Origin of the sequence: Vibrio sp. VP6, assembly GCF_028823755.1 — a bacterium.
In the GTDB taxonomy this organism is placed as follows: domain Bacteria; phylum Pseudomonadota; class Gammaproteobacteria; order Enterobacterales; family Vibrionaceae; genus Vibrio; species Vibrio parahaemolyticus.
The window spans coordinates 169,588-194,778 of sequence record NZ_JAPEID010000005.1 but is presented as its reverse complement, the minus strand read 5'-3'; the positions used below and the strand labels follow the sequence as shown (position 1 = coordinate 194,778).

Annotated in this window: 19 protein-coding genes; 1 reads left to right on the top strand and 18 read right to left on the bottom strand. The window is 46.8% G+C overall.

Annotated elements, in window-relative coordinates; translation table 11 throughout:
* The first annotated feature begins 678 nt into the window (after positions 1 to 678).
* Positions 679 to 1,038 carry a hypothetical protein gene (locus tag OU793_RS05595; RefSeq protein ID WP_108653741.1) on the top strand — a complete coding sequence of 120 codons (360 nt, stop codon included), beginning with the start codon at positions 679 to 681 and terminating at the stop codon, positions 1,036 to 1,038.
* Between the two features lie 20 nt (positions 1,039 to 1,058).
* On the opposite strand, the gene traI is transcribed toward OU793_RS05595, so the two are convergent.
* The 18 genes from traI to traC all read right to left on the bottom strand — a co-directional run bounded on the left by traI (position 1,059) and on the right by traC (position 25,189).
* Positions 1,059 to 6,854 (bottom strand): conjugative transfer relaxase/helicase TraI, encoded by a 5,796-nt coding sequence (gene traI, locus OU793_RS05590; RefSeq protein ID WP_108653697.1) that lies wholly within the window; start codon positions 6,852 to 6,854, stop codon positions 1,059 to 1,061.
* A 103-nt stretch (positions 6,855 to 6,957) separates the two neighbouring features.
* Positions 6,958 to 7,107 carry a Hok/Gef family protein gene (locus OU793_RS05585; RefSeq protein ID WP_108653698.1) on the bottom strand — a complete coding sequence of 50 codons (150 nt, stop codon included), beginning with the start codon at positions 7,105 to 7,107 and terminating at the stop codon, positions 6,958 to 6,960.
* A gap of 200 nt (positions 7,108 to 7,307) precedes the next feature.
* Positions 7,308 to 8,051 (bottom strand): endonuclease, encoded by a 744-nt coding sequence (locus OU793_RS05580; protein WP_108653699.1) that lies wholly within the window; start codon positions 8,049 to 8,051, stop codon positions 7,308 to 7,310.
* A 224-nt stretch (positions 8,052 to 8,275) separates the two neighbouring features.
* Complete coding sequence (gene traD / locus OU793_RS05575) at positions 8,276 to 10,369, bottom strand: type IV conjugative transfer system coupling protein TraD (RefSeq protein ID WP_108653700.1); 2,094 nt, start codon at positions 10,367 to 10,369, stop codon at positions 8,276 to 8,278.
* Between the two features lie 152 nt (positions 10,370 to 10,521).
* On the bottom strand, positions 10,522 to 11,079 hold the full coding sequence (locus OU793_RS05570) for a hypothetical protein (RefSeq protein ID WP_108653701.1): 558 nt from the start codon (positions 11,077 to 11,079) through the stop codon (positions 10,522 to 10,524).
* Between the two features lie 79 nt (positions 11,080 to 11,158).
* The gene (locus OU793_RS05565) at positions 11,159 to 13,966 is read right to left on the bottom strand and encodes a conjugal transfer protein TraG N-terminal domain-containing protein (protein ID WP_108653702.1); all 2,808 of its coding nucleotides are present in this window, start codon (positions 13,964 to 13,966) and stop codon (positions 11,159 to 11,161) included.
* A gap of 3 nt (positions 13,967 to 13,969) precedes the next feature.
* Complete coding sequence (locus OU793_RS05560; protein ID WP_274647735.1) at positions 13,970 to 15,379, bottom strand: conjugal transfer protein TraH; 1,410 nt, start codon at positions 15,377 to 15,379, stop codon at positions 13,970 to 13,972.
* 210 nt (positions 15,380 to 15,589) lie between these two features.
* Positions 15,590 to 16,003 (bottom strand): type-F conjugative transfer system pilin assembly thiol-disulfide isomerase TrbB, encoded by a 414-nt coding sequence (trbB, locus tag OU793_RS05555; RefSeq protein ID WP_108653704.1) that lies wholly within the window; start codon positions 16,001 to 16,003, stop codon positions 15,590 to 15,592.
* A 21-nt stretch (positions 16,004 to 16,024) separates the two neighbouring features.
* A complete protein-coding gene (gene traF, locus OU793_RS05550; protein ID WP_236578052.1) occupies positions 16,025 to 16,816 on the bottom strand; it encodes a type-F conjugative transfer system pilin assembly protein TraF in 792 nt (263 codons plus the stop codon).
* Positions 16,817 to 16,838: 22 nt separating this feature from the next.
* Positions 16,839 to 18,284 carry a type-F conjugative transfer system mating-pair stabilization protein TraN gene (gene traN, locus OU793_RS05545; RefSeq protein WP_274647736.1) on the bottom strand — a complete coding sequence of 482 codons (1,446 nt, stop codon included), beginning with the start codon at positions 18,282 to 18,284 and terminating at the stop codon, positions 16,839 to 16,841.
* On the bottom strand, positions 18,248 to 18,556 hold the full coding sequence (locus OU793_RS05540) for a hypothetical protein (RefSeq protein ID WP_274647734.1): 309 nt from the start codon (positions 18,554 to 18,556) through the stop codon (positions 18,248 to 18,250). The genes traN and OU793_RS05540 overlap by 37 nt, the downstream gene beginning before the upstream one ends.
* The gene (trbC, locus tag OU793_RS05535) at positions 18,553 to 19,233 is read right to left on the bottom strand and encodes a type-F conjugative transfer system pilin assembly protein TrbC (protein WP_236578051.1); all 681 of its coding nucleotides are present in this window, start codon (positions 19,231 to 19,233) and stop codon (positions 18,553 to 18,555) included. The genes OU793_RS05540 and trbC overlap by 4 nt, the downstream gene beginning before the upstream one ends.
* Before the next feature lie 143 nt (positions 19,234 to 19,376).
* A complete protein-coding gene (locus tag OU793_RS05530; RefSeq protein ID WP_108653708.1) occupies positions 19,377 to 19,985 on the bottom strand; it encodes a hypothetical protein in 609 nt (202 codons plus the stop codon).
* A gap of 3 nt (positions 19,986 to 19,988) precedes the next feature.
* The gene (locus tag OU793_RS05525) at positions 19,989 to 20,564 is read right to left on the bottom strand and encodes a hypothetical protein (RefSeq protein WP_108653709.1); all 576 of its coding nucleotides are present in this window, start codon (positions 20,562 to 20,564) and stop codon (positions 19,989 to 19,991) included.
* An 11-nt stretch (positions 20,565 to 20,575) separates the two neighbouring features.
* The gene (gene traU / locus OU793_RS05520; RefSeq protein WP_108653710.1) at positions 20,576 to 21,583 is read right to left on the bottom strand and encodes a conjugal transfer pilus assembly protein TraU; all 1,008 of its coding nucleotides are present in this window, start codon (positions 21,581 to 21,583) and stop codon (positions 20,576 to 20,578) included.
* On the bottom strand, positions 21,580 to 22,254 hold the full coding sequence (gene traW / locus OU793_RS05515; protein WP_029863997.1) for a type-F conjugative transfer system protein TraW: 675 nt from the start codon (positions 22,252 to 22,254) through the stop codon (positions 21,580 to 21,582). Before traW ends, traU begins: the two co-directional genes overlap by 4 nt.
* A 2-nt stretch (positions 22,255 to 22,256) precedes the next feature.
* A complete protein-coding gene (trbI, locus tag OU793_RS05510; RefSeq protein ID WP_029863998.1) occupies positions 22,257 to 22,604 on the bottom strand; it encodes a type-F conjugative transfer system protein TrbI in 348 nt (115 codons plus the stop codon).
* Positions 22,601 to 25,189 (bottom strand): type IV secretion system protein TraC, encoded by a 2,589-nt coding sequence (traC, locus tag OU793_RS05505; protein WP_108653742.1) that lies wholly within the window; start codon positions 25,187 to 25,189, stop codon positions 22,601 to 22,603. The genes trbI and traC overlap by 4 nt, the downstream gene beginning before the upstream one ends.
* Positions 25,190 to 25,191: the final 2 nt, after the last annotated feature.

The following is a 25,191-nucleotide window of genomic DNA, read 5'->3' as shown; positions in this document are numbered from 1 at the left end:
CCGCTCAGATCGTAGTTTCTTGATTTAGTTCCATCGAATTACGCAACAAAGCCGAGAACGCCAGAAAAATATATATCCAAAAAGTGCAAAGCGTTTATTATTCCGCAGACCTTAAATAACGAGCATTGCCCCGAAATGGTGCAATACTCGTTCTATGATGTCCTTCCTTTTCCGTTTTCCATTCCTTCTAAGATTTACCAAACCGACCCGATTCAGTCGCCATTGATCGGCTTCCGGCTTCGCACGGGCTGCAACCCCTCCGTTCAAGATGGCTAACCGATGAGTGATCATTGTTAGCGTCGTAGGGGCTTTGAGTAGGGACCACACACCACGGCGGATTGATTTTCAATCCGAATGGTTGTCTGTGGAAATCTAAAGCCTTTAAAAACAATAGGATAGGGGTTCTTAAAGCTTGATTTTGAATGGTGGAAAAATTTTCAAATTCTTCACTAAAACTTGTCAGTTTTTTCAATTGAATTTCATGTGGTTTCATTGAAATATCATTTATCCCTTTGGTGGTATGGGATGCAGGCTGATTCAATGATTTTTAATTTAAAGTTCATTGAATTATCATTTATCCCTTTTGTGGCATGCCTTCAAGCTCTAGAGGTTGAATTTGATTCATTGAAAATTCATTGATAGTGTAATGAATTTCAATGATGGGAAATGGTGGAAAATATGAGTCGTGCTTACCCATTACAGAGCTCATTACGAGGTCAATTAAAGCAAGATTTCATCAAATTCAGAGACAGAGAAAACCTTTCGGATGCCGAAGCTACTCGGCAGCTTTTGACTTTGGCTTTACGGATCAAGCTGAATGATAGTGATGATGACCGTCCGTCTAATCGTGAACTGATGGAGGAGATTTATCGGGTTGTTCGCCAGTCCTCTGCGATAGGGGATGTTATTCATGGTCAGACATTTGATGGTGAGAAGTTATTTAAAGATCAAAAAGAGTCTCAACCTGTTAGGCGACAAGTTAAAGCCGATATTGATAATCAAGTGGATTCATTTCTTGCAGGCAAAAAAAAAGGGTAGCCATTTGGCTACCCTTTTTTTTACCGCTCTAACTCTCTGTCTAAATCTAGATATTTGTCTACGTTTGGATCTCTATTCAAGTCAAGATCTTGTTGAGGTGAGTGCTCTTTATGATCAAAGTGCTCTAATTCTTTACTCTCTCGCTCATTGTATATAGACGAAATAACATCTTTATGATCACTGTTAGGCTGTTTAAATACACTATCATCAATGGCAATATTGAGATTGATGTCTTTATCTTGTCCTTCGAATTTCTGAACACATTCAGTGATTTGCTTGAGAATATCTTCTTCTGTGACAAAGTGAATGTTAGGTGAAGAGAATTTTTCAATAATCTTCTCCATGTTGTTTGAGTTGATGTCTAAGTTTTGATTGGTCAACACAATGATGACATTTTGTCGTATTTCGTCAGGCGTTATATTTTGAATGTCATTTTTATGGTTGACATTAATGATGTCATATTGACCGTGAGTATGTTCGTTAATAATGAATGATTGCTCAATTCCCGTACTAATAATCGTGGTGTTTAAATCCTGTCCTTGGTTAAAGTGAGTCATTTGCTTCGATTTAGTCCCTAATACCCTTGGGTTCACATCCATATCACTGTCTTTATTGGCATCATGGTCAAGATAGGTAATTTCAATCGCTCGGGTTTCTCCTTTCTGATTATGAATGTTTACGATCATAGCAGGGTGAAACGCTTTATCTTCTGACGAGTAAACTGCGGGATGGAAACGAACGTTGTCGTTCTCAGCGTCTTTAACGCCTAACTTATTGAGGTATTGCTCGGCTAATGTTCCTTTCAGCTCTTGGCTCTCTTGTAAATAATCTTTCGCTCGCTGTTCAAATTGAGCCACGTGTTTTGGTGTTGTATTCATAAGCTTTTCGTGATCCTTGTTCATTGTAACTTGATAGTGTTCAGGATTATTTAAGAGGTGATGAGCCTCGTTCATCGCCTCTTTATAACTGAGGTCTTTGTGACTCATCATTAGATTAATCAGCGAGCCTTTTTCTCCTGTTGTGTAATCTTTGAAATAACCGCGATAGTCCCCCGTTAAACTGACTTTAATGGCGGACTTACCCGTCCCAAACGTTAAATAGTCTCGATCGGATTTCGATTTGTTAGGCGCTCCTAATAGGTGAGTAGCTAGGCTTTCTGTGTATTTCGGCAACTCAGAGTTAATGTGCTCTCTGAATTTGTCGTAATCGAAATCGCCATTTTTGTTTAGATAACGAACGTCTTCATGAGGAAGGGCGTTGTCATTAAAATACGTGGTCGATTGAGGGGCTATTTGCTTAACGGTTTCAATCGCACTGGCTTTGTTGACCTCTTTGGATAACCAGCTCTTCATCATCTGTTTTGGGTTGTCGGTGTAGAGTCTGACGTGTTCACTCGCCCTTGTTAAATCGATATAAGCACGTCTTAGGTTAGTTAGAGCCCCTTTCCCTTTGATAGAGGTAATGACGTTTTGGTACGTGGCACCTTGCGCCATATCTGCGGTGCGGGTATAGGCGTAATCCCAGTGACCATCCTTAAATCTCTCAGGGGCGATCGTGAGTGATTGTCCATTTTTAGATTGGGCAATCACGGCGTTATTGTCGGCTTGAACAATGTGGTGCACGACGTTGGCCTTAATGCCGCGAGTTTTGTCTGTAAAGCGGGTGATGATCTTATCGCCTGTCGATAACGGTTTATGCGAAACCGAAAACAGAGCAGTAAACTTATGATCGCGATGCCTTGGTAAAAAGGCGCTTTCTTTCCCTGTCTCGTGGCTCTTTACCATGACCACGCCATGTTCAGAATCGACTTTGGTGATGGTTCCGTATTGCCCTGGCTTGGTACTGAGTACAAGCCCTTTTTGGTACGGCATCATGGTTTTGAGCTCTTCGCCACTGGCGCCGATAGAACGAAGTCTTGGCACAATGACATTTTCTTTGCCTAACTCGTTCTTTTTTATTAAACCGTGGCGAATGTGTTCAGTGATGGCATCTCGCTCATTGTTCGTGTAAGCGATGATAAGCGTATTTTCGCGCGTTTCTTGAGTACGTGATAGGTAATCTTGCGCCACTTCATAAGGAAGTCTCTCCGTCGCGATTTGCTGCGCTTTTCGAGGGTCTTGAGGGTTATCGGTGAGTGTTGAAATGACATGTTGCGTTTTTCCTTGTTTATCCGCGCCTTGTTGACTGAGTTTGTCGAGCGCACTGTCAGGTTGTTTATCGAGAATGTTATGCACTGCACCTAACGTCGCTTTGTTGCGCTGACGAATGATGTCGGTCATTTGCTCTGAGTCGATGATCTGCGCGGTATCGATGATGCCTTTTGTCATGGCCAGCTCGAACGGCTTACCCGCATTAAGAGATAGCAATTGCTCTTTATCCCCTAATAACACCGCTTTAGATTGGCTTTGTTGTACCAAGTCAGTGAGCTCCTTCGCTTGCTTATTGCTGACCATCGAACTCTCATCCAGAAAGAATAAGGTGTTTTTATAGTCTTCTGGTGAGGCTCGGCCCTGGCGAATATCGGTGAGTAAGCTCTCCAGTGTTTGCGCTTTGACCCCTTTACTTTCCAGTTCACTTACAGCTGAGTGAGTGGGGGCAAGACCAATAATTTGATCAGGTTTATTTTTTCCCGCTTGGGTGACGTGCTCGATGAGCTCGATGTTGGTTTCGAGCATCGTAGACTTACCCGTACCGGCTAAACCTTGAATACCGACAAAACTATCGGGTGTCGTTGAAATCAAATGAATGGCATTACCTTGGCCATGAGTGAGGCGAGGGTGGTTTTCAAGGTACTGATGAACCTGTTTAGAGGTGCTGAACGGCTTATGCTGTCCTTTTCCTTTCTCGATGTTCCCGAGGATATGCTTCTCGGTTTCGATGGCTGCCTCTGTCGTCCAACGTGTCCCGTCACTGTATTCGGCTGAAAGGGCGTCACTGCGTTTCGCCAGCTCGGCCTCAATGTGCGCTTTGGTGATGGGGCTATTGGTTTCCTCAAAGGCATAACGTACCGCCTCAATCACGAGCTCTTTTTGAGTAAATCCGGCCTCTTTTTCTGACAGGTGGTTTAGGGCGAAATTCACCGCTTTCTCCGACACGGGCGCGTGTTGCTCTTTCGCGAGTACATCAATGGCGTGTTCAATATCGTGTCTGAGGGTTGGCTCTGTGGCTTCAGAGAGATAGCGGTCATTGATGCTCTGAGTGTGCAGGACTCGTTCGATGGCTGACGGCCTGACTTCGGCTTTTGCTAGAGTTTGCTGCGCTTTCTCAGGATGGTCTGTGAAGATGTCTAAGCGAGCGCTGCTTTCTGTTAGGTCATTAAGCAACTCTTTTGAGAGCGTAAAGGCTTTTCCCGACAGTAAGGTATGTTCTCTGGGCTCAAAGTGATTGGCTGAATACGCGTAGTCATACGTGAGTGGCGCGTCTTTCAATTTATCTAAAGGGAGCGTATTTGATTGTCCTTGTTGATTGGTTAGTGTTAATGAGTTTTTAGTGATGGACGTGACAAGGTAACGGTGTCCGGCTTCGAGTTGAGAAGGAAAGTGCTTATTTGTGGCCAGAATACGTTCACCTTGTGAGATCTCAAGGGCATCTGGTTTGTACAATTGCATGTTCATAGATTGAAACGCTTTAGATGAAGGGTCAAAAGTGCTCGCTTTACCGTCCGTTTTGCTCAACACCTCTAGGGTGTTAGAGGCTTTATCGACACTGGCGATCACGAAGTCGTGAGGTTTTCCCTTATCCCATTGTCTGAGGGTCATACCGGATTGGTAATGCTTTGCAAATTGTTGTTGTGGCTTTGAAAGGTAATGCGGTTGCTGGGTGAAGACAGTGACACTGGTACGTGAGAGTTGGCCATCGTTCTTCAAAGCGGCGCGTATCTCATTGGTTAATCGCCGTTGTTCGACTCCAGAGGTTGCCAATACTTGAGCATTGGTTTTGTCGGGCAAGTCGGCGTAAGTGAGAGCGATGTTGTGATCCTCTCGATGATGCAGTCGCACGACGCTATCCGCTTGTTTGCTGTTGACCCAGGTGTGCGTCGTGACATTTCCTTTACTGTAAAGGTCGATAGCGCTGTGCGCTTTCATGCCTTGGCGGTTTGAGACACGGTTAAGTAAGATAACTTTACTGTTGCTGTTACCGGCTTTTTCACTGAGTGAGAGTAGGTCATTCGCACTCATTTTGTTTACGTTATCGACTAAAATAATGTCCTTGTTGGTCAGCGGGTGCTTAGAATCAAGTAGACCTTGTAAGGTATGACGCTGATCGTCTTGAAATAAATGCTTAACCCAAGTGGCAAAGGTGTGGCTTTCTCGGGGGATGTTTTGTTGATTATGGCGGAGCTGTTGGGTGGTTTGAGAGACAAGCTGTACTCGCTTACCACTGTGGTTGCCTGCGTTAAGTAGGTTTTGCGCGATTTGCTCGGAAGAGCCAAACACGTTGACCACGTGAAACTGTTTGGTTGATCCATAAATGTCGGCCACTTTTTGGCGATTATCTTGGGCAATATTGAGACGGTTTAGGGTCGTCTCATCGATATTCGTGCGCATGTTATGAGCCCGTCCCTTAGTGATATCCATGAGCGCTTTTTCGTTTTTCAGCATGGCTTGGGAGGTGTAGTGTCCTTTCTCAGCCAGTGGTACAAGCTGGCCGTTTTTTATCCACTCGTCGGCGACTTGCTTTAAATCAATCGCATTGGCTTGCTGTGCTCCTTTAGTAAAGTCTGAGGCCGCGACCTCAATCACTTTCTCAAGGCTCAATGAGGTTGAGTACTGCCCCAAATGCGTCATTGCATGTGAAAATGCGTCATGGGCTTGCTGCATGGCATGGTCACTTTTTTGTGGTAATGCCTGGCTTTGTTTGACCAAAAGGGCAGGGTCAAAACCTTCACCTTTTACGGTTTGTTGCCATTTGTGGTTTAAGGTCGCATCGCTATGGTAAGTTTTTCTTTGTCGGGTATCGAGAGCGGCGACATCTTTTGATGCACGTGAATCGTGTCCAAAGTCGAGCACCTGTTGGTCGATTTGCTGTTTACGAGTAGAAAAGGCTTTATGTAATGACTCAGGCACGCCATCGATATCAAATTGAGCGTTACCCAGCCCCTTTATCTGAAAGCCGAGTTCTTGAGACTCTTTGGCGAACTGACTTTGATAGAGCGCGCCATAATACTTTTGGAAGTTATAGATTCGTTCACCGCTGCCATTAATGACGCCGCCTTTTTGTTTTAAGTTAGACGCGAGTGTACGTAAGTTGCCTTCCTGATCTCGGGTCATATTGGCAGCGAGGGCATGGGAGTGAACTTGTGGATCGTTGTTGCGACTGGTTTTATGACGAACGACCGCAAAAATCATAGACTGAGTATTGTGAAATTCGCGCTCACCTGTTTCGTTGATGTGCGTCGCCTGAGCCACGTCTTTCTCTAGCTCTGAGAGGGCAAATTTTACCGCGTTGTTGTGCGCTTCAATCAGACGAGTATCCCCTCCGACCAAAGCGAGTATGCTGGCGTTTTTAGGAGCAGAAAAAGTGAGGTCGAATCCACTTTTATGGTCTTCTCGCTTGCCCTTAATGGTTTCATCATTGAGTGTGCCAGAGAGGATTGTCTCTAAAGTTTTTTGTTCGACAGGCTTGCCCAGTAATCCAGCTTCTTCGGCCAGTTTTCCATGCCAGAAGGTGTTTTCACCTTGTTCTTTCTCTTTGAGGTAATAGTTGTCACTTGCGTCTTTTTCGAGAGAGGTGTCTGGGTGGTCTTGGGTGTTTTCTTCGTTTAAGTAGTACTGGGCGGCGTTAGAGGGCGATCTTAAAGGGCTGATGGACATCATAGTGGTGTTTCCTTTACGGGAACCACCAAGAGTAGGGGCGCTTAGAAACCAAGTTCACAAAGAGATAAAGGAAAGGACAAGAGCGAGCTCTTGCCCTTTGACCTTATCTTACTTCGTAGGCAAGTGTGATGCTAAGGTCATTCTCTTTGTCTTTATATCGGACATCGCAAAGCGAACCTTTATAAAGCGCAGTGAGAATGACTGCCGTGATGCAGACCACGACTAAGGCTGCGAGAGCCGTTTTTTTAGGCATAACTTGCCTCCTATGAAGTAAGAGGCTAATATCAAGTTGTCACACATGGTAAAGGCCTCGTTTGAATTTATAGTTCATTCGGGGCTTTTTCATATCCATGTGTTGGCTAGCGCTTCGACATGGTTATGTCTAAGCGCCCAAGAGCATTGTATCAAAATGCAGGGGGATGGCTACTCTGGTGATTGTTGTAGGGGAGAGGGTTAATAACAACGCTTGGCAAGGATAGGATTGGTATTGCCTTGTTGTTGTTTTATTTGTTGAGCTCGCTGACATTCTACTTTCGTCACGGGATATTGCTTGTCCCAAGCTTGCATTAACTGCCTTTGCGCTTTACTCATTGAGTATCGAGGGTAAACCGCTTCAAAGTACAAATACGTGCGAGCAATCGCGCCACGAGCCTGCTCCGGCGGCTGTACTTTCCTACCATCAATACGCACATCGCATTGACCAAAGTTGGACGTCGCATGGGGTAGCAATGTGAAGTTGTAGTTTTGCCTTGCCGCATTGACACTGCCAATTGCAGGGTAGAGGTTATACAAATCCGACTGCATCAAGCGATACTCGGTGTTGACCTTTTCTGCGCATTTACGGCCTTTAAACGCTTTTCCTTTGTTATCGATGCATTGCGGGTGTCCTTCGCGCCACTCAATAAAGGTTCGGCCAAAGTTTTCTGCCGGAACGATATGCTCGGCTTCCCAACGATTTAATCGATTTTTGTATTTGTTGGTCTTGAACCCACTTGGGGGAGTGACTTCTTTTTTCACGTTAAATGTGGCGCCGCAGTAGAGTGTTTTACGCAGCTCTGGTGTGGTGTAGACATGCTGTTGCATGATCTTCTTGGCGGTGTTGAAAGAGGTAATGGTGGTATTGCCGAGTGGTTCAGCCACACAGGCTCCCGAAAAGAGAGCCAGTAAACCCATTCCGTAGATATGTTTTTTCGTCATACGTTGCTCTCACTCTTAAAGCGCATCTTCCCCCCAAAGGGCTTCCCAAGCTTGTTGCTCTTCTATTTCTTCAATGCGATCTCGAATTCTTTTTTTTCACTTTGCTCTTTTGTGGGCTTTCCAGTGGAGTAGTTTCCGTTAGACTGATTTTTGAAAGGAACTTGAAAGGGGTGAAGGTTTTGAGTGTCTGTCATTGTCTTATCCTTGTTAGCTGTAAAGGGAGCTTAGTCGTAAACTTCTCCTATTTCGGCTTCTTGAGTAATGGCGGCTTCGTCAATGTTGCGTTGAGCCTCCTCTTGATAGGCTTGCTCTTGGGCTAGCTTCGGGTCTTGGTTAACCAGCTCGCTCACCGTCTCACTTTTTATCGCCTGCTGAATTTGATCGGTTTCCACTTTCATCTGTGCTTCGTTTTCAAAGTTCGCCTCTTGAGCATCGGTTAACTTACGGCGATCTTCTTCATTCAAATACAATCCAGGTGCGACGCATTCATGATAGATCGCTTGTTCATATACTTTGTTCATTGCAGACGAAAGCACAATGGTGCGTTTATCAAACGATGAACAAACATCACGCATTTTGTCGAATTCCAGATCGAGCCTCGTAATGAGATCAATGCCAGGGGAGCGTAGATAACATTGCAGATCATCTAAAGCTTGGATTTCGCTAGCAGATACGACAGGGCGTGTAATGGTTTGATGGCCAAGAGAGACACCATCACGCAAGGTATTTGCACCGTAAGAGACATTTTCTTTTGACACATCGACTTCTTGTTCACCCAAGTCTTTAGCAGAGATACGTGCCATAGGCTCAGACGGGGCTCGAAAGAAGAAGCGTGTGTTAAGTAAATCGAACATCTCTTCAGCGGCATTCTTACCATAGGTTTTGACGAGCTGCGCATACGATTGAATACCAATCAGATAGCATCCCCCAAACTTACGAACCTCGGCAATGATAGAGCCCAGCTCCGGCAACTTATGCAAGCTCGGCATCTCATCCATAATGACCCAGATACGGCGATCTTCGTCTTCTTTCAGTCCTAAAATCGCATTGGAAGCTATGGCTAACCACATCGAGATCAGTGGTCTTAGTGAAGCATGTTGCTGGGCATTACTAGAAAGAAACAAAAAGCCTTTTTGGTTATCGTCTTGAACCCAGTTTGTGATTGAGAACTTTTGTCTGAGTTTATCAGGGCGCGCTTCGTTATTCAGGCCATCCAAAAAGCGCAGGCTTTTGATGTAAGTGGCCAATACCGATTTGATGGAAATCGCGGTTTTCTTAATGTCCTTTGAGACAAGAGAAGCGGACTCAGTACCTTCTAAGAAGTTGCCAAGTGTTTCCAGCTCAGAAGTTAAGATCAAACTGAGCAATCGTTCAGTGGTACAAGGCTTGTCATCTTGACTCATGCGATAAGCGGTAGAGGAAAAAATAGTGCGCGCTGAATCGACCCAGAACGGATCGCCTTCACCGTGTTGAGGGATTAATGCGGCGGCCATGTTTTCAAAATCCGGCGCCTCGATCGCATCACTCCAGACATCCCAGTTAGCGCAGCGTTTATCAAAGGGGTTGAGGAGAACGTCGGTTGCAGGGTTGTAGAATTTACCAGTAAAGGTGCATCCCTTATCGTAGATGATGGCTTTATCGCCCTGGGCGCGTATCCATCGCACCAGTTTTCGGATCATGATGGATTTGCCTGCCCCGGTGGTGCCATCAATGAGTAAGTGCTGAACTTCGAAGTACTGCTTTAAAAGCGCATGACCATCGATTTCAAAACTCGATATTGACCCATCCCCATAGCCTCGTTTCTTCTTGGCTTTTGCTCGTGCTTTGAGCTCTTTGGTGATGGCTTCTGGCGGGGCTAAGCGAAAGCCTCGGATATGAAAATCTTCACTCTGTTTTTCGCCTTGCTCTTTAAAAAAGCGTAAGGCGATCATGAAGATGGCCATACCTATCACTAAAGCAATCAGAAAGTAGATTTGAACGTTGTGCCAAATGGTGGCGTGGATATCGAGGAGAACAGAGTTTTGCAGTTGAGAGGCGAGGGTGTCAGTGTAGCGCTCACCTTCCCAAATGGTGGTGACAGGGCTATCGAGGGGCTTTCCTAACTTTGCGTAGAGAACATTACGCAAGTAATAAAATTCGCCCCAAAAGGCATTAGGCGGGGAATTGAGGTACGTCAGTAACAAAGTGAGCGCAACGACGCCCCAACCAATGAATTTCACAAGCTTATTGTTCACTTGGAAGAACATGGTGATGGCGTGAAAGGTCACTTGTCCGCCACGGGTAAAGTGGTTGCTTTTCTTGCGGGTAGGCGTGTGCATAAATGCTCCTATAGGGCAAAAAGAGTAATAAGGTTCGGTTTGAGATTAAATTTGTGAGGGGAATAAAAAACTACGCAATACAGGAAGTATCACGCAGTGGATAGGAAAATGAGGTTAGTGTTTTTTAGCAATGCGGCTATGGAGTAAAATGGTTAGTAAACCCACCCTTTCATTTGATGAGCTTGAGGTACTTGATCGTAACAAGGGTATTTTGTTTGTAGGCCGTAAACTATTATCCCTGATAAGTAACCAAACGCAGCAGCTCCTTCATATTGCTGATATCTCTTAGGGTTCAACTGTATGTCTCGCTCTAATGACCACCAAATGATATTTTCAATGAATTGGGTAGGGTTTTCGGCGTTATGACTAACATTTTTTAAGCCCCCTTTAGGGCAAAACCATGGCACGACATTAGTTTTGATCTGTCGATTAACCCCGTTGATATAGGATTGTTGCACGCCCCACAAATACGCCTTAAGCAGTTTGTATTCAGGCGTATCAGGCTTATCGATGTACTGAATAAAAAAGGACAGGTTATCGACTTGAGTCATCTGCTCATGACGAAAGTCAGACAAATCATTGGAAGCATAGTGTTGCTTTAATTCAGCAATCAGAGCGTTAAGCTCTGGGCTTTTGCGCCAAGTGTTGTCCTGCGCCCAGGTTGGAGCGATGAACAGCAAGCTTAAAATGACGGTTAGTATCTTATTCAACTGTGTTCTCCGTAAATAGCCCTTCATTCAGTGGGTATAATAACATCAAATGAAGGGCTGTATAAATAAACAGTGTTATCTATTCGCGGTTTTTGGAATTGGAATCATACAATTGATACCCCGTATGAGAGGGTCTGTTCGTATCCATCTGTGGCGGTGTCACGAGATGGTCTTGGACGGTTTTGGCTACATCCGAGTTTGAGTCCGTCGTGGGTGTCACAGGTTGATCCGCTTCGTTTTGCATGTGCCCTCCGGCGACTAATGTATTGCCCTTTACATTACGATACACATCATGGTTATAAAGTCCGTCACTTCCGTTGTAGTTGATCATATCGATGGTCACTTCGTCGATTTTATTCTTGGCATTGGTTGCGCCAATGTTGACTCCATGTTGTTGCTCTGGTGATAACGTCGGAGTCTCGCTTAAGTTGTTAGGCTGATACAGTTTGCCTAAATCATCGATATCACTTTTTGAGGTTGAGACCCCAAAGGCATTTTGAAATGCATCACTGCGAGTGTATTCGTTAAATTGATTGCGTACTTCCATCAAATCTTCCGGCTTAGTGGCGTTCATGAGGCGGGCTACGTCGTTATCCTCGTATTGAAGAGCTTTTTCTAAATAATTCTGGAAACCCGTTACCGCACTGGCGCTAAAGTTCACCGAATCGGTATCAAGGCGAGATTGAATGTTTTGTAAGCTCGCCACTTCCGCATTGGACTCACTGACAGAAGCCGCACTGCTTTGCAGACGTTGATGGTTAAGCGCAAAGTCATGGGCGTATTGCTCCACTGCGCTGCGGTTCTCTTTGGTATCAATGGTTCGACCCGCTCGCTCCATTGAGGTTGCCCCCTCACTGTATTGCTGCGTTGCTTGCTCAAGGGCTTGTTTCTGCTCAGCGTTCATGTTGCTGTACGCCTCACGTTGGTCGGTACTCCAGTTGACGCCCGCTTTAGCCCCAAATCCCATCCAACTGCCTGGAGTGCTCACTTCAATTCCCGTACTGGCGGCAGTGGCATACGCTCTGGCTTGGTCATGTGTCCAACCCATCGTCTGCGAGATGTTATCGATGGCCGATTCCATCTTCGAGTAAGATTGGCTGATTTGACCTTCGGTAGAGGTGCTGTGGCCATCCCCATACGAGAGACTGCGTGACCAGTTATCATTCCAGCGGTCGCTTTGCTGCATGCTGTTTGAGTAGTTATCCGTGAAGGTGTTCATACTCTGCTTTTGCGCGGTCAGGGCACTGGAGTATTGGTCACTGACGCTGTTTTGCAACATGGTCGAGGCTTGCGCTTGCCAAATCGGTTTAGACTCGGCTTCCTGAGCATTATAGAGTCGGCGTCCACTGTCATTTTGCAATGTAGTGATAGAAGCGCCATCTTGCTGCTGTATGGTTGCCATGCCCGTTCTCAGTAGTACGTTGTCATCAAATTTATTGGCACTGGTGTTATTGAAACTGTGGTTTTGCATCTGCAAGTTACCAAAGTCCATATTACCGGTTGAACTGGCCGCGGAGACTCGTGCGTTGGTGCTGTTTATCATTCCTGCTAACTGATAGTTCATGGCTTGCGCTGCGGCAACGCCTCCTTGCAGCACTTTTCCGGCCAAAACCGGAATGGTCATCATAAGAAAGCCCGCCATGTAGCCAAAGCGCGTATGGAGCTCATCAAGGGCATTGGCGTTCGAAAGTGAGAGGCCATTCATGGGGTCAGCGGTGGCAGATGAAGTCATTTCCAATGGCCAAACCATCAGGACATTTAAAATCGCAAACAGCGGAGGCCAGGTCGCTAAATAGGCAAAGGTTTTGACGTAGTTCACCAAAACCATTTTGGTGAGCGCTGGAATGAGCGCAGCGGCGGCAATCATAAAGCTTAAGCAACTGAACAGGAAAAACAGCATGGTATGCATCATGGGAATGAACTCACGTGCTTGCATGCCAAGTGTTGCCCACATCGAGGTTTGCTGCATTTTGTTGGAGGTATAGGCGTAGTTCATGGCACTGGCATTCGGGTTGAGTGCGTGAATGCTGCGGCGCATCGCATTTATCGTCATATTTTGTTTAAGCACGTCCACGGCGTTATTGCTGATGCCAATAAAGTCCTGATAACTGTTTTGCAGCGCATTGCGAACGTGAGGGGCGTAGGTTGCCGCTTTTGCGCCGTGAAGATACGTGCCAATCAGGTCAAGCTCGTCTGCAGACGCAACGCCGAACTGGCTTTTTAAGTCCGGGTAAATTTCACGGCAGGTTTTAAAGTCCTGACTCATGCCGTTTATCATGACGCCGCGAAGAGGGCTCATTGATTGTCCATCCAGAAAACCCCAAATATCAGGGGCGCTCAGTAGGGCTTTCCAGGTGTATTTACGATTGATTTCGATGTCGCCAATGATGCAGTTTTTGAAAAAGTCATTCCAGGTTCGGCGTACTTCAATGTCTCTTAAATCCGCTTGTCTGGATAATTGATACAACTCTGAGCCAAACATCATGCCTGTCCGGCCGTAACGTTTATCGTCGGTGGTCATGAAGATGGTTTCAACGGCTTCGGTTACACCCATCATCATGGTGCTGAAAAACCAAGTGGGGACGGCGACAAGATAAGGCACATTGTCTACCGAATAGACGCCGCTTGGTTCGGTTTTATCGATGATTTGGACACGTGCGGTTTGTTGCAGCAGCATCGATGGAACCAGCGTAAAGACAATCGCCCAAATATAAATGTGTTTGGTGTTGCGAGTGGCAAAGAAAAGCACCATGGTCATTATCGCCCCAATCATTAAGGCGATGGAAGTCATGGAGGCAAAACTGGCCGATTGAAAGAACGCCGCAATGGCGTTGAGTGCGCGTTGAAGTGTCGCGCCTTGGGTGTAAACGTAGTATTCGAGTGTCATGAGTTATTCCCCGAAAGTTAAGTTTTGTTGGAGCTGTTCGCTCAGTTTTTGCCAGGCTTTTTGGTCATTGCTTTTATGCGCTTGGATAAGCTGCTCTTGCTCAAGCAGTTGTTTAGTGGCTTTGTCGGCCAACCCATCGGTGAAGCGTTTTGCTCTGTCGATATCGCGAGTAATAAGTGCAATGTCTTTATGGTTGACTTGCGTGTTCGCCAGTGAGGTCTGCACAACGTTTAGCATATTCGCTAAGTAGCGATTGAGTAACTCAATAGAAATGAGTCGTGAGTAAGCCGCAAAGTTTGGGTAACGGTTAGCGCGTGTCGCACTGATGAAAATGGCTTGTATCGGGGTCTCGGTGTACTCAAGAAACGACTTTTGGATGCTCGTTAATGCGCTGTCGTTGGCAATCGCTGTGTAAAGTTGCTCCAAAAGAGTTCGAATGCGCTCTTGAAGCCCTTTTGATGAGGCTAACGTTAAGGTTGCCTGACTTGGGTTTAAACAATGCTTACGGTCTGTGTTATCACAGCGGTAATAAGACACCTCGCCGCCTTCGAGTAACGCTTGAACCAAGTTATTGTTGTCGGCCAGCAAGCTTGCGTAATAGCGAGGCTGACCACTGGCGTCATAGATGTACGTACCCGATAAGCTCATGAGAAATTCCGCGAGCGCCGTATCACTGGAGAGAAAGCTGTTTTTGAGCGTCGCTGACCACACGATGTTGTGGTTGGTCTGGGTTAGGTCTTCCAGAGCGGGGTTGTTTCGCGCATTCGCCAGTTGGGCATTAGCCTGACCGCCTACACCACACTCTTGCTGCGCGGCGACCCAATCCGAGAAGGCATTGTTGTGGGTGCCCATGGTCGCGCAGATGTGCTTTTTCGTTTGAGGGTTGTCAAACGCGACCGCAAGGCCACTCACGGCGGCTTGTGCGGTTTCACATGAGTTGATGGATTGGTTGAGCCATTTATCGGCAATGTTTTGTAAGTTGTCTCGGATTTGCTTGATTTGAGGCGCCCAGGTTTGCAGCGCTAAATCGACGGCAAACGGCACCGCATTTGGGACGACCGCTTGGCCAAACTGAACCAGTTGGTCTGAGTTAATGTGACTGAACCCTCCCATAAAGGCATCGATACCGCCACAGCCCATACTCACAGAAGGGACGGTGGCTGAGACTAATTGGGCGTTCTTGATTGGGGAGCGAACGTATAGCGAACCACCATTATAGTAGTTGGCAGCTTGGCCTTTGTAAGCGTTTGGGCTGGACACATTCGTGTGATAGCCCAGATCATTGAAAAAACTGTCCAGTGAGCCGCTCACCCCTGTGGCGTGGGCGGGATGCGTGAGGACCAACGACAAAGTGAGGCAGGTCAATGGCCAGCGCGTTTTTTCCACAGAAAATGTGGATAACCATGCGTGCATGTTGAGATATCCTTATGTGATGAGGACGTATCTTTGAGACGGCTCAATGGGTTAACATTGCCTGACTCTTTATGTGGTTACGGGGGGATGAGTGGAGTTCATCTATGAAATCGGGCGAAGTGTGTGGGGGATGCTCCACGTGTGCCCTTGGCTGTGGTTGTTTCTTCTTGCCATGATTTTACTCAGTGCTTTTTACTCGAAGTAACGGGTTCACTGCATTGCCTCCAATAGGGCTCTGTCACTCAATATACCTTTGACGCTTTGTTCGAGTTCGTCGTAAGTCACATCCCCAATCGATACCTTGACAAACTTTCGGCTGTTGACGTTGATTAAAAATGTCGCCGGAACCGTGATGTTTCTTGGGCTCTCAAAGAACAGTTGGCTGATTTCTGGTGTGGCTGGAATAGGCACGGGATACTCTGTGATCGGTCGGTTATCGAGTGAGAAGACGTAAGTTTGTAGTTGCGCTTGCTGAGTAAAGGTTTTGAACTTAGGGGCAAACTTATGGCAGTAAGGGCAGTCACTGCGATAGAAAAAGACCATCGCATACTGATCTAGCATGACGGCATACGTGGGCGAGGCCGTGGTTATGAATAAAAGGAAAAAGAGCGCACGTTTGAGCATAGTTTTTCTTCCTGTGTGGCGTTAAAAGTCAGGGGATTGGTAATTGGTCGCGACGTTATAGAACCGTCCCAACAAATCGTTTTGTGAAATAAACCCGTAAGCGAGGGGTTTAAACTCTGAGGTGGTTGGATTGACCAAGATCAGGGCTGGGGTAAACGGCACGACAACTTTGTCATTATTGAGGCGATTTTGACGGATGTTGTCGATAAACACGCCGTCATTACTCACACCGAGCAGTTCAAGGTTGTACGTATCGGCAAATTGCTGCATTGAGGGAGCCAGACTCTGAGTGAGTGGATCGTCACCTTCATAGACAAAGAAAAAGCCCCAACCCTCGTTTTTCATTTTGTCCACCATGTCGATTTTCTTTTGGCGCTCTTGTTGGTGATAGGTACTTCTCGCGGCTTGCTCCACAGGGCGATCTTTGACGTAGGAGTACTCTGGATACTTGAGAAGCAGTTTTTTAAACGTCATACCTGTTTGGGCCGTCTTTTCACCGATAAAGTGATTGAGCTGCATCAGTTTGAGATATTTCTGTTCATCATCGGGGTTAATGGTGGCATCCGCCTTTACCTCCTCATAAGTCTGATGAAACCACTGCATCTGCTGAGTGGCGCTCATCACGGTGGTTTTTGTATTTGAGGGCAGCGATGTGGGCACTGGCTTTGGTGCCGTTGGGTAGGCTTTTAGTTCGTTATACCATTTCCAGCCTTTTGGGGTGGTCGGGCTGGCAAAGGTTAGGTGGGCGTAAGTTAACGCCCAGGTAAACAGTACCAATGACCCGACCGATTTTGTCTTGTGTAAGCTTTTCATAATCGTTTCCTTTAGGTACGGATTATTGTCCATACGCACTTTGCAGGCGGTTTTGGATTTCGGTGGCGGAAGGAAGGTTCGTGTTATCGTGCATATCTTCATAGAAATCAGAAAAGTCGATGTGCTCAAAGTTAATCTCTTGCAATTGCTCTGGGGTAATCGCGTTGCAAGTTGGGCGTTTAGCTGAGCCCATACTCAGCCCCAACTGCCCCTTAACGCCTTGGTTTTGAATGATGCGTGCGAGTTTACTGTCGAACACGCAATAAGTTTTTTTCTTGCGGGTACAAGCTCCGAGTACTTTGCTCGCGCAATACGAGCCAAGATAGACGGTTAACCCGTGCTCTTTGGCCTCGCCCAATGCTTGCTCTGTGCTGCTGCACTCCGCCAAACCAATCCCAACGCCCCAGCCTTTGTCTTTACAACAATCGGCAAAGCCAAACGCCTTATCAGTGCACTTCATGGCTTTGCCTGTGAAAATTAAAGGAGGATCGCCTAACCCTTCGGCGGCTTCTGATATCGCCGCTAACCCAGATGCTGATTCATTAAAGTCCTGAGATTGCGTGGGGGTGCCGTTATAACAATCACCATCGAGACAGAAGGTTGTGCCGAGACATTGCAAATTAGTGGTGCTGCAATTTTTTTGAGGGCATGACTTTTGAAGCTCTTGCTCTACACAGACGCCATTTTGCATCAGACTGCAACGGCTTGAGGTCGTCTCACAATCACTGGCAAGGCTGGTGCATGTATCCGGCAGATCGCATTGGTGGTTAACTTGGTATCTCCAGCAATCGAGAGTGGTCGGAACGCCATTAACGATGCGAGTTTCTTGACCTTCAACGCAAGTTTCACTGACGGGCTGGCAAGTGGTTAGGAGCGAGCAGTTAGTGCTCCATGTAAAGGTGTTCTTGATGCAGTTGCCACCGGATAAGGTATAACCCTCAGTGCATGTCAGCACAACAGGCTGGGTTTGGGTTACAGGACCACATATTTGGTATCGGTGATGCTCACACTCTCCACTTTTTCTTGATGAGACGTGCGAGCCTTGGCTGTAACCTGGTTTTTTTCGTACGTCGGAGTTGTTCCACTTCCATGTTTCGCCAAAAATCTTGCACCAAAAGGTGCCCGTTGTCTGACGAACAAAATCACGGTCTTTGTGGTATCGACACTGCTTGAGAGTTTTCTTGCATACCATTCCTTCTTTCGCCCACCCGTCCGGGCAAGTGTATATGACCTCACCAATTTGGGCGGTGGCTGTGGGGACTTTGTCACACGGCACTAGGGCGTCAGTGGGGGCGTTACACTGTCTTGGCGTGTGCTCGATGACACATTGAGTTCCACTCTCACAATCCACATAGGCGTTAGAGATGCCGTGGGTAATTTCATACGCATTTTCCTGGCCAAGTAGGGCATATTGGTATGTGGGATCGGACTTTACGTTTGGCCGGCCTTCATTAAAGTTATCCTGTATGGCTCCTGCAGTGTCGTTGGAAACGTACTCAGCGGTCTGTCATTGAGTCCTTTTTGTGGCGGATTATTCACTTGGTGGACACACTCAGCATCATCACAATAATCTGCGATATTCAGATTGCCATTGGCCTTAGTGGTAATACCTTGTTGAGCGCTTTGCGCCCAACCTAGGTTATCTTGATACTGCTTTTCTTGCTCTGCAATAGTGAGGTTGGAGGCCATGGCGTGAGCAGTGAGAAGCCACGATAAACACACGGCGATGACGGCTTTCATTGTTTTCTCCTTTGGAGCACTTGGCGAACCACATCAGGATTATCTCCCTTCGCAAGGTGCTCTAATGCGTCAGGTAGAGATACGTTGCCTTTTACGATGTCGTAATCACTTTCACTACAGGCTTGCTTGGGTAAGCAGCGCCCAGGCTTTACCGCAACGAACGTGGGTACTTCTTGAATGTTGAAGGTTTGAAACCACTCTGGACTGATGGCGAATCCGCTGTTAATCGGTTTTTTTTCGTTTGTTTGTAGGAGGGATTGAATGGTGTTAGCTGTGGCCGTAAAGCCGTCAGGTAACACGCCTCGAATAACCAAAGGCACTTGCCAAACCTCGCTTTGCCTCAATAAGGCTTTGAGGCTGCTTTCCGGCATGGTCAGAGAGACGAACACCATGACACCCGTAGGGGCTGCATTTGGGTTTTCGGTCGGTGTGGGAATATTGGTAATTCCTCGTAGCGAGCTTGGGGTGAGCTTCTCCTGCCACTGTATCGCTTGCTGCCTAGCATGCTCAATAAATTGGGTGCTAGTTTGCTGCTGCGTTTCTATGACTTGTTGAGTCTGTAGAGAGGGCGCTTGTGAAACGACTTGTTGTTCGAGCTTAGCGAGCGCTTTGAGCTCGTCTTGAGTATAACCGATGTTAGCCAGAGCAAAATGATTATAAAACAGGGGCATTAACATGATTAAACATGATCGAATGGATATCATCTAATGTTCTGGCGTTTCCTCAAAGGAGGGGAGGAAACGCCATTCCTCGCTATTAATTTAATATTCTTTACACTCACAAGTTTTAATATATTCTTGTGAGCCATGAAATAAAGAGCTTAAGGCATTGCATTGTAAAGATTTAACTCAAGTCTTTGTTTGGCCTCAAAAGCATCGAATATCGATTTGTGATCGTTCTTGATGTCTTCAATGGATTGGTATCTTAAGTGAAGAGGGCAAGCCTCGCTTCGGTATCGTTTCCTCGGGAGATATCGCCAGATGGTGTAGTCATCAATGCCGTATTTTCGGTAGTGCTCAATTAATGGAGCATCAAGGCATTCCCCTTTCTCAAAACATTGGCTGCACCAGTTTGTGTCGGCCACTTGATAACCATAGTATTTAAATAGCCCTGGGGCGCAGTTATCACAGACCTGGCAAGGAAAGGCTGGTTGGTCTTTCTTTCTCAGTGCCGTAAATATGTCATTCGCGGTGAGATTAAACTGAGAGAGCGGGATCAAGTACTCGTTGATGAGTGTTTTTTTGTCATGGCGCGATAAGCACAGCGGCTTAAGTAATGCTGTAACGTCGCGTTTTCGATTGAAATCATTGGTGGCACTATGGGAGAAGATGAGTTGCCCACCCTGAGTTTGGCATTGTTGTAAGAAGCACAATAGGTGTTCTACAGGGGGCGTTGGTCTTAAAGAGAAACCGCGTAAAAGTTTGTTCATATTTTAATCCAGATGTTGGGCATCATCGAACGGTGATTGGTCGAGTGTTCTTAGATGCATATTTTTCCTCGCCGCCTCAAACAGCGGTTGATATGCCGCCTCGATATCTTCAAACGACTGATACGCAGCACCACAAGAACCCCACCGTGATTTTGGTAGTTGATGGCATATTGTTTCATCATGGATGCCGCGCTTTCGATAGTGCTCAATGAGCGCTACATCTAAACAATCCTTTTGCTCATGGCACTGACTGCACCAACTGCTACCCACCATATTATCGCCATAGTGTTTAAATAAACTCGGTGCGCATTGCCGACATACTTGGCAAGGAAAGGGTTGTTGGTCTTGGTGGTTCATGGCAGTGAAAAATGCATTAGGGTTAAGCGAGACGGTGGAAGTTGCCTCAAAATACTTGGGATCGAGGGGGTGAGTGAGTGCTTTAAGCTGACGCCTGTCCATTGATGGTGGAAATTGGAAGTAAGCACCTTGAATGTCGCACTGAACCAAAAAATCAATGAGTGTGTCGCCTGAGATTTCTGGTTGCTTAGTAGCCGATGAAAATCTATAGATGTCTTTCACTTCACGCTTCCTTATAAAAAGACGCAGTTACGCTTACGCCATTGGACATAACCAAAGTTATCGCCAGTGGTCGGGTTATCGTGTCCCATCTCCCATATCGCGGTGGTGGTGGTGTAAGGGTGGCACCATCCTGCATCGGGAATAGGGGCGCTCATCTGATAGCGGTAACGAGACTTAGGTAAAATAGGCGTTGGGTATTGATAACAAATCGCACCATCTTCGCCACTCGTTTCCCAGACAATGCCTTGTCTGTGCAGTTTGTAATTCAATCTTTCCATGATGATCGTACCCGCTTGGACTGGCGTATCTCGGTAATTGGTGTTGCCTGTTAATGGGTAGGCGCTGCCTTGAGAGCCTAAACACCAAAATAAAGCATCAAAAGGCAAGACTGAGTTCGTGGTGGTCGCTATCGCTTCGGGAATGCAGGCGAGTTGCGCGATGGGATTGCCAAATAAAATCGCTTCGGGGTTTAAGATGAAAGACAGCTCATCATCATCCCAAAGCGGATCAAGCTCTGTCAGATAGGCAATGTCAAAGGCGTCGGTGGCCATACAGGCCGTTGATTGCATTAACTGGAGCCAGTAAATGATCGGGTACTTGTACCAATGAGCATGATAAAATCCGCCGTCACTGCTGCCAGACTCTCTCGCGGTGGTGCGCCCTCCTATTCGTTGCTTGTTCGCACCGCTTAACTCCATTCCCATGTTGACCATGCAGTAAGGTACTCTCGTAACATCGGTGAGTGCATAAGGCTCCCAATAGCCAATATTAAGGCCGATTTGCACAAAAATGGGCGGTGGTTTGGGGCAGTATGAGATAGGCATCGTCGGGTTGCGAGTGTCAGGATAATTTGAGGGAATGACAGGCACAGAGCCTACGGTCATCGGAAACATACAACTCCAGCAAATATCACTGATAGGGTTAATAAAGTGCCCTGAGCACGTTGCTTTTGCTTGAGCAATAGAGCTTGAAAGTAAGGTTCCTAATAGCATCAATATTAAGCCGAGACGGTTTATCATGGTTTGGGCTCCTCGTTGCTGACGTCAAACTCTGTCACTTTCCAGTTGATACCGGACTGCTCAACCAAACTTGGTACGGCTTTGATGTGCATTTTTTTCGATAAATCACCTTGTTGGTCAAAGTAAATGCGACTGTTGAGGCGTTCTGCGACCGCATTCGGGCTGCCACCTGTTAGCACCCACTTAATGGGCTTCGTTGATTCAAAAGTCTGAGCAAAGGCTATTTGCTGCTCATCGCGCGCATCAAAGAAGATCAAAACATGAGAGTACTCAAATTGGTTTGGGGGGCGGCTTTGCTCGGGCCAAGTGTTCGTATCAAAAGGGTTAATGCGTATACCTGCTTTCGCAAAGATCTGGCCTTTGGCATCGCTTAAGTCTCGGGCTAACGTCAAACTGGGATCGACGAAAAAGCTGCTAGGTGTCGTGGTTGTGGTGAGTGTGAGTGGCGGCGGGGTCTCAACACTCTCAGCGACTCTTTGAGCAAATTCTTGCTGCATACTCGCCAGTTTGCCCGATTGTTCAAACCCCTTTAAACGCTGCTTTATCCAGACCAGCATATCGATTTCACCGATAGGGAAGGTCGCCCCGATACGACCTAAATCTTTGGCTCCAGCATGGGGCTGAAATAAGAGCGCAGCGCCCCATAGGGCGAGCGCCGTCATTCTTTTCATAGTCACTCCTTGTCTTGGTAGCGGGTGATGATTGAACGTTGGATTTGAGGGGTGATATCCACGGCTCCGCCAACGACAGCCGCACTGACTAACGCAATGGTGTTGTGCTGCGCGTTATACGCCTCGATTTCTTCGTGCATAATGTCGGCAAACTGCGTTAAGCGCTTAGTTTGCTCTTCAAGGCTCATCTCTTTTTGAATGAGCGCTTGGTGATAGGCATTGAGTGTGCTTTTCACATCCATACTGACAAAGGTTGGGGGAGAGGAAGGTTCGATAAAAGTGTGCGTTGCCAGCGTCGAAAGCACGCTGATGCTCACCATCATCGCAATCAATGAAAATGACTGCTTCATACGGACTCCTTAGCTTTGAGCGCGTGTTCAAATTCGGCAATCTCCTTACCATAAAAGTGCTCAGCGGTGGCGTTAATGGCCTCCATGAGCGGCATGCCTTTATTCATCAGGTTTTCGCAGAACTCAAACTCATGAGGCTCAGTGCTTAAACAGGCGCGTGAAAAAGGGTCGGAGAACATGCGGTGATACGAGGTATGCCCACCGGCTTTGACGCGAACACAGCTGTAACCTGCGTCACTGGCTCGCGGAAAACTTTTAATGATCCGCTCTTCCATCTCACAGAACGCTTTCGGGTTGTCGGTTAAGAATTTATCGAAGCCGTCACCTTGTCTCAGAACCATATGGATATCGCTGTTGTCGTAACTGGCCCGGGCTTCTTCATTGGCAAAGAAGTCGATAATGCCTTGAGTAACGGTGCAAAATGAGCCGCCAAACTTACGTGCTGTGCGATAACCAGTATTGATGAAGGTTCGGGTCTGGGCGTTAGCGCCACTCATCAAACTCCACGCCTCTTCAATGATGCACATCTTAGGCGTAGAGCGAGAGCCAGACAGGTACATTTGTTGGTTGATAGAGACAATCAGTGCAAAAATGACCGGACGCAGAACGTCTTCGTTGAAACCATCGAGCTCTAAGGTGGTGATGTCGATGTTTGGGTCGAGCATGGACGGTTTATTAAAGGTGTCGCCGTAAATACCGTTGCTGCAATATTTGTTCAACTGCACGGCGATGTCATGGATACGGCGATCATCGTTATACTCTTTTGACAGCTCGAACAAGGCGGTTTGAACATCGTCCACCAAGGTTTTCGTGTGTTTTCGCTCCCAAGCGCGAATGATGGCATCACCAAGGACCGCCATCTGGTAGCTTTCTAGCTCTTGATAAGGCGAGGCGATAGTGGCAAACAGCGCGGTAATGTTACTGAGTGCTTCTTTGATGGGATCTACGTTTTCATGTTGCCCATCGTCGTTGACAAATTGCAGGGTTTCTTTGGCACGTGATGCGCTGTCCATCACTTTACCAAGGTGAGTGAATGGATTGAGGTAGATGTTTCGGTGATCGAGGTAGGAGCCGCCGAGCATAAGCGTGAGCTTTTTGTAACTGGCGCCTTTATCTAAAATCCAGCATTTCCCTCCATACGCATAAACCGACTTGGCCATGCTTTGCACGAAGAAGCTTTTTCCTGCGCCAGAGCCGCCTGTTAAAGCAATATTCTTATTGTCACTGCCACAGTTGAACGGGTCAAAAAACGAAAGTTGGCCACGCATGGTCGGTAGCAACAAGCCTCCGGTCATGCGTTTAACATCCAGCACGATAGGGAAGAAGTTGACGAGGTTTGAGCTTTTCATCGAGCGTACTTTGCCCGCGACGCCACAATCTCGCCATAACCCTTCGCTCATGGTAAAGGGCAGGGCTGTCAGCAGGCTTTGCGTTTGCAACATAATTTGAGGACGGATATCGAGGCCAGTAGCGGAAAACGCTTCTTTGGCGGCCTGAACGTCACGACGCTGATGGGCTTGATTGGTAAACAGAGTTAAATTGAGCACCATTGAGCTGATGGTAAACTCTTTGTCACTGAGTCCTTTTTGCAGCCCTTTACGCTCTTCCAGTTCATCTTTGGCATTTGGCATGATCATGGCCAGAGACGAGCCTACCGTTTTGGTGAGATCGGAAATCTTGCGGTTATTGTCATGCTCAAAGTTTCCCGTCACTTCTTGTCGAAAGTTTAAAGTCAGGACGTGAGGACACGTGACATGCCGGGCGATATTGCGGATTGATGCAAAGCACTCAGGTAACGCGTAGAGTCGAAAGTCGCTTGGGGTTCGAGCCAGTCCCATACAGACGGTGCGGCCTATTGTTTCAGAGCCAAAATGATTGGTATGACGAGTGGCAACATGATCACGACGAATAAGCAGCTCGGTATCAGCCGACATCACCTGTTGATTAATGGGATCATAGCGGTTGTAGGTGCGCTCGATAGGACGATCTTGCATCGAATCAAAGTTTAAGAAGTCGCCAGTAAAGGTGATCAGTCCCTCTGGGGTGAGTCTTTGAGTGTCAATACCAAGTTGGCTGAAGGCCGTTTCAATGGTTGCGCGTAAGTCGCACAGCGCTTCGTCGTCTTTGGTTGTGGTGGAGACAAAGAAGTACGCTTCATAGTCACGCAGATCAAAATGATGTCGTTGTTTGTGGAAAAATCCTTGTGTGGCGGCAAATTGCGCGTATTGCGCCTCCTTAACGGCGAGGGTTTCACAAATACCCCCACGCTTACTCATGAGCGCCTGATTGGCTTCAATGTAATGCGCCACTTTGTTGTGGCCAAACAGCGACAGTTGGTAATCCCATTTATCCCCTTGCGGAAACTCACACACTAATTTATTGAGAGAGTGAATGAGCTCATCGTTAGCGCCGCCTAAGACGTTGAGTTTAAAACCAATACCATGGGATGCTTGATTGAGGAAAATCTTGGTGTCATTGTCGAAGGTGCGATAAGGGAGCTCATGATGGAAGTGATTTTGATGCTTTTTGACGTCTTGATAAAACGCCCCTAACGTACCTGGTTTGGGCTTTGAAAAGAAATTCATGA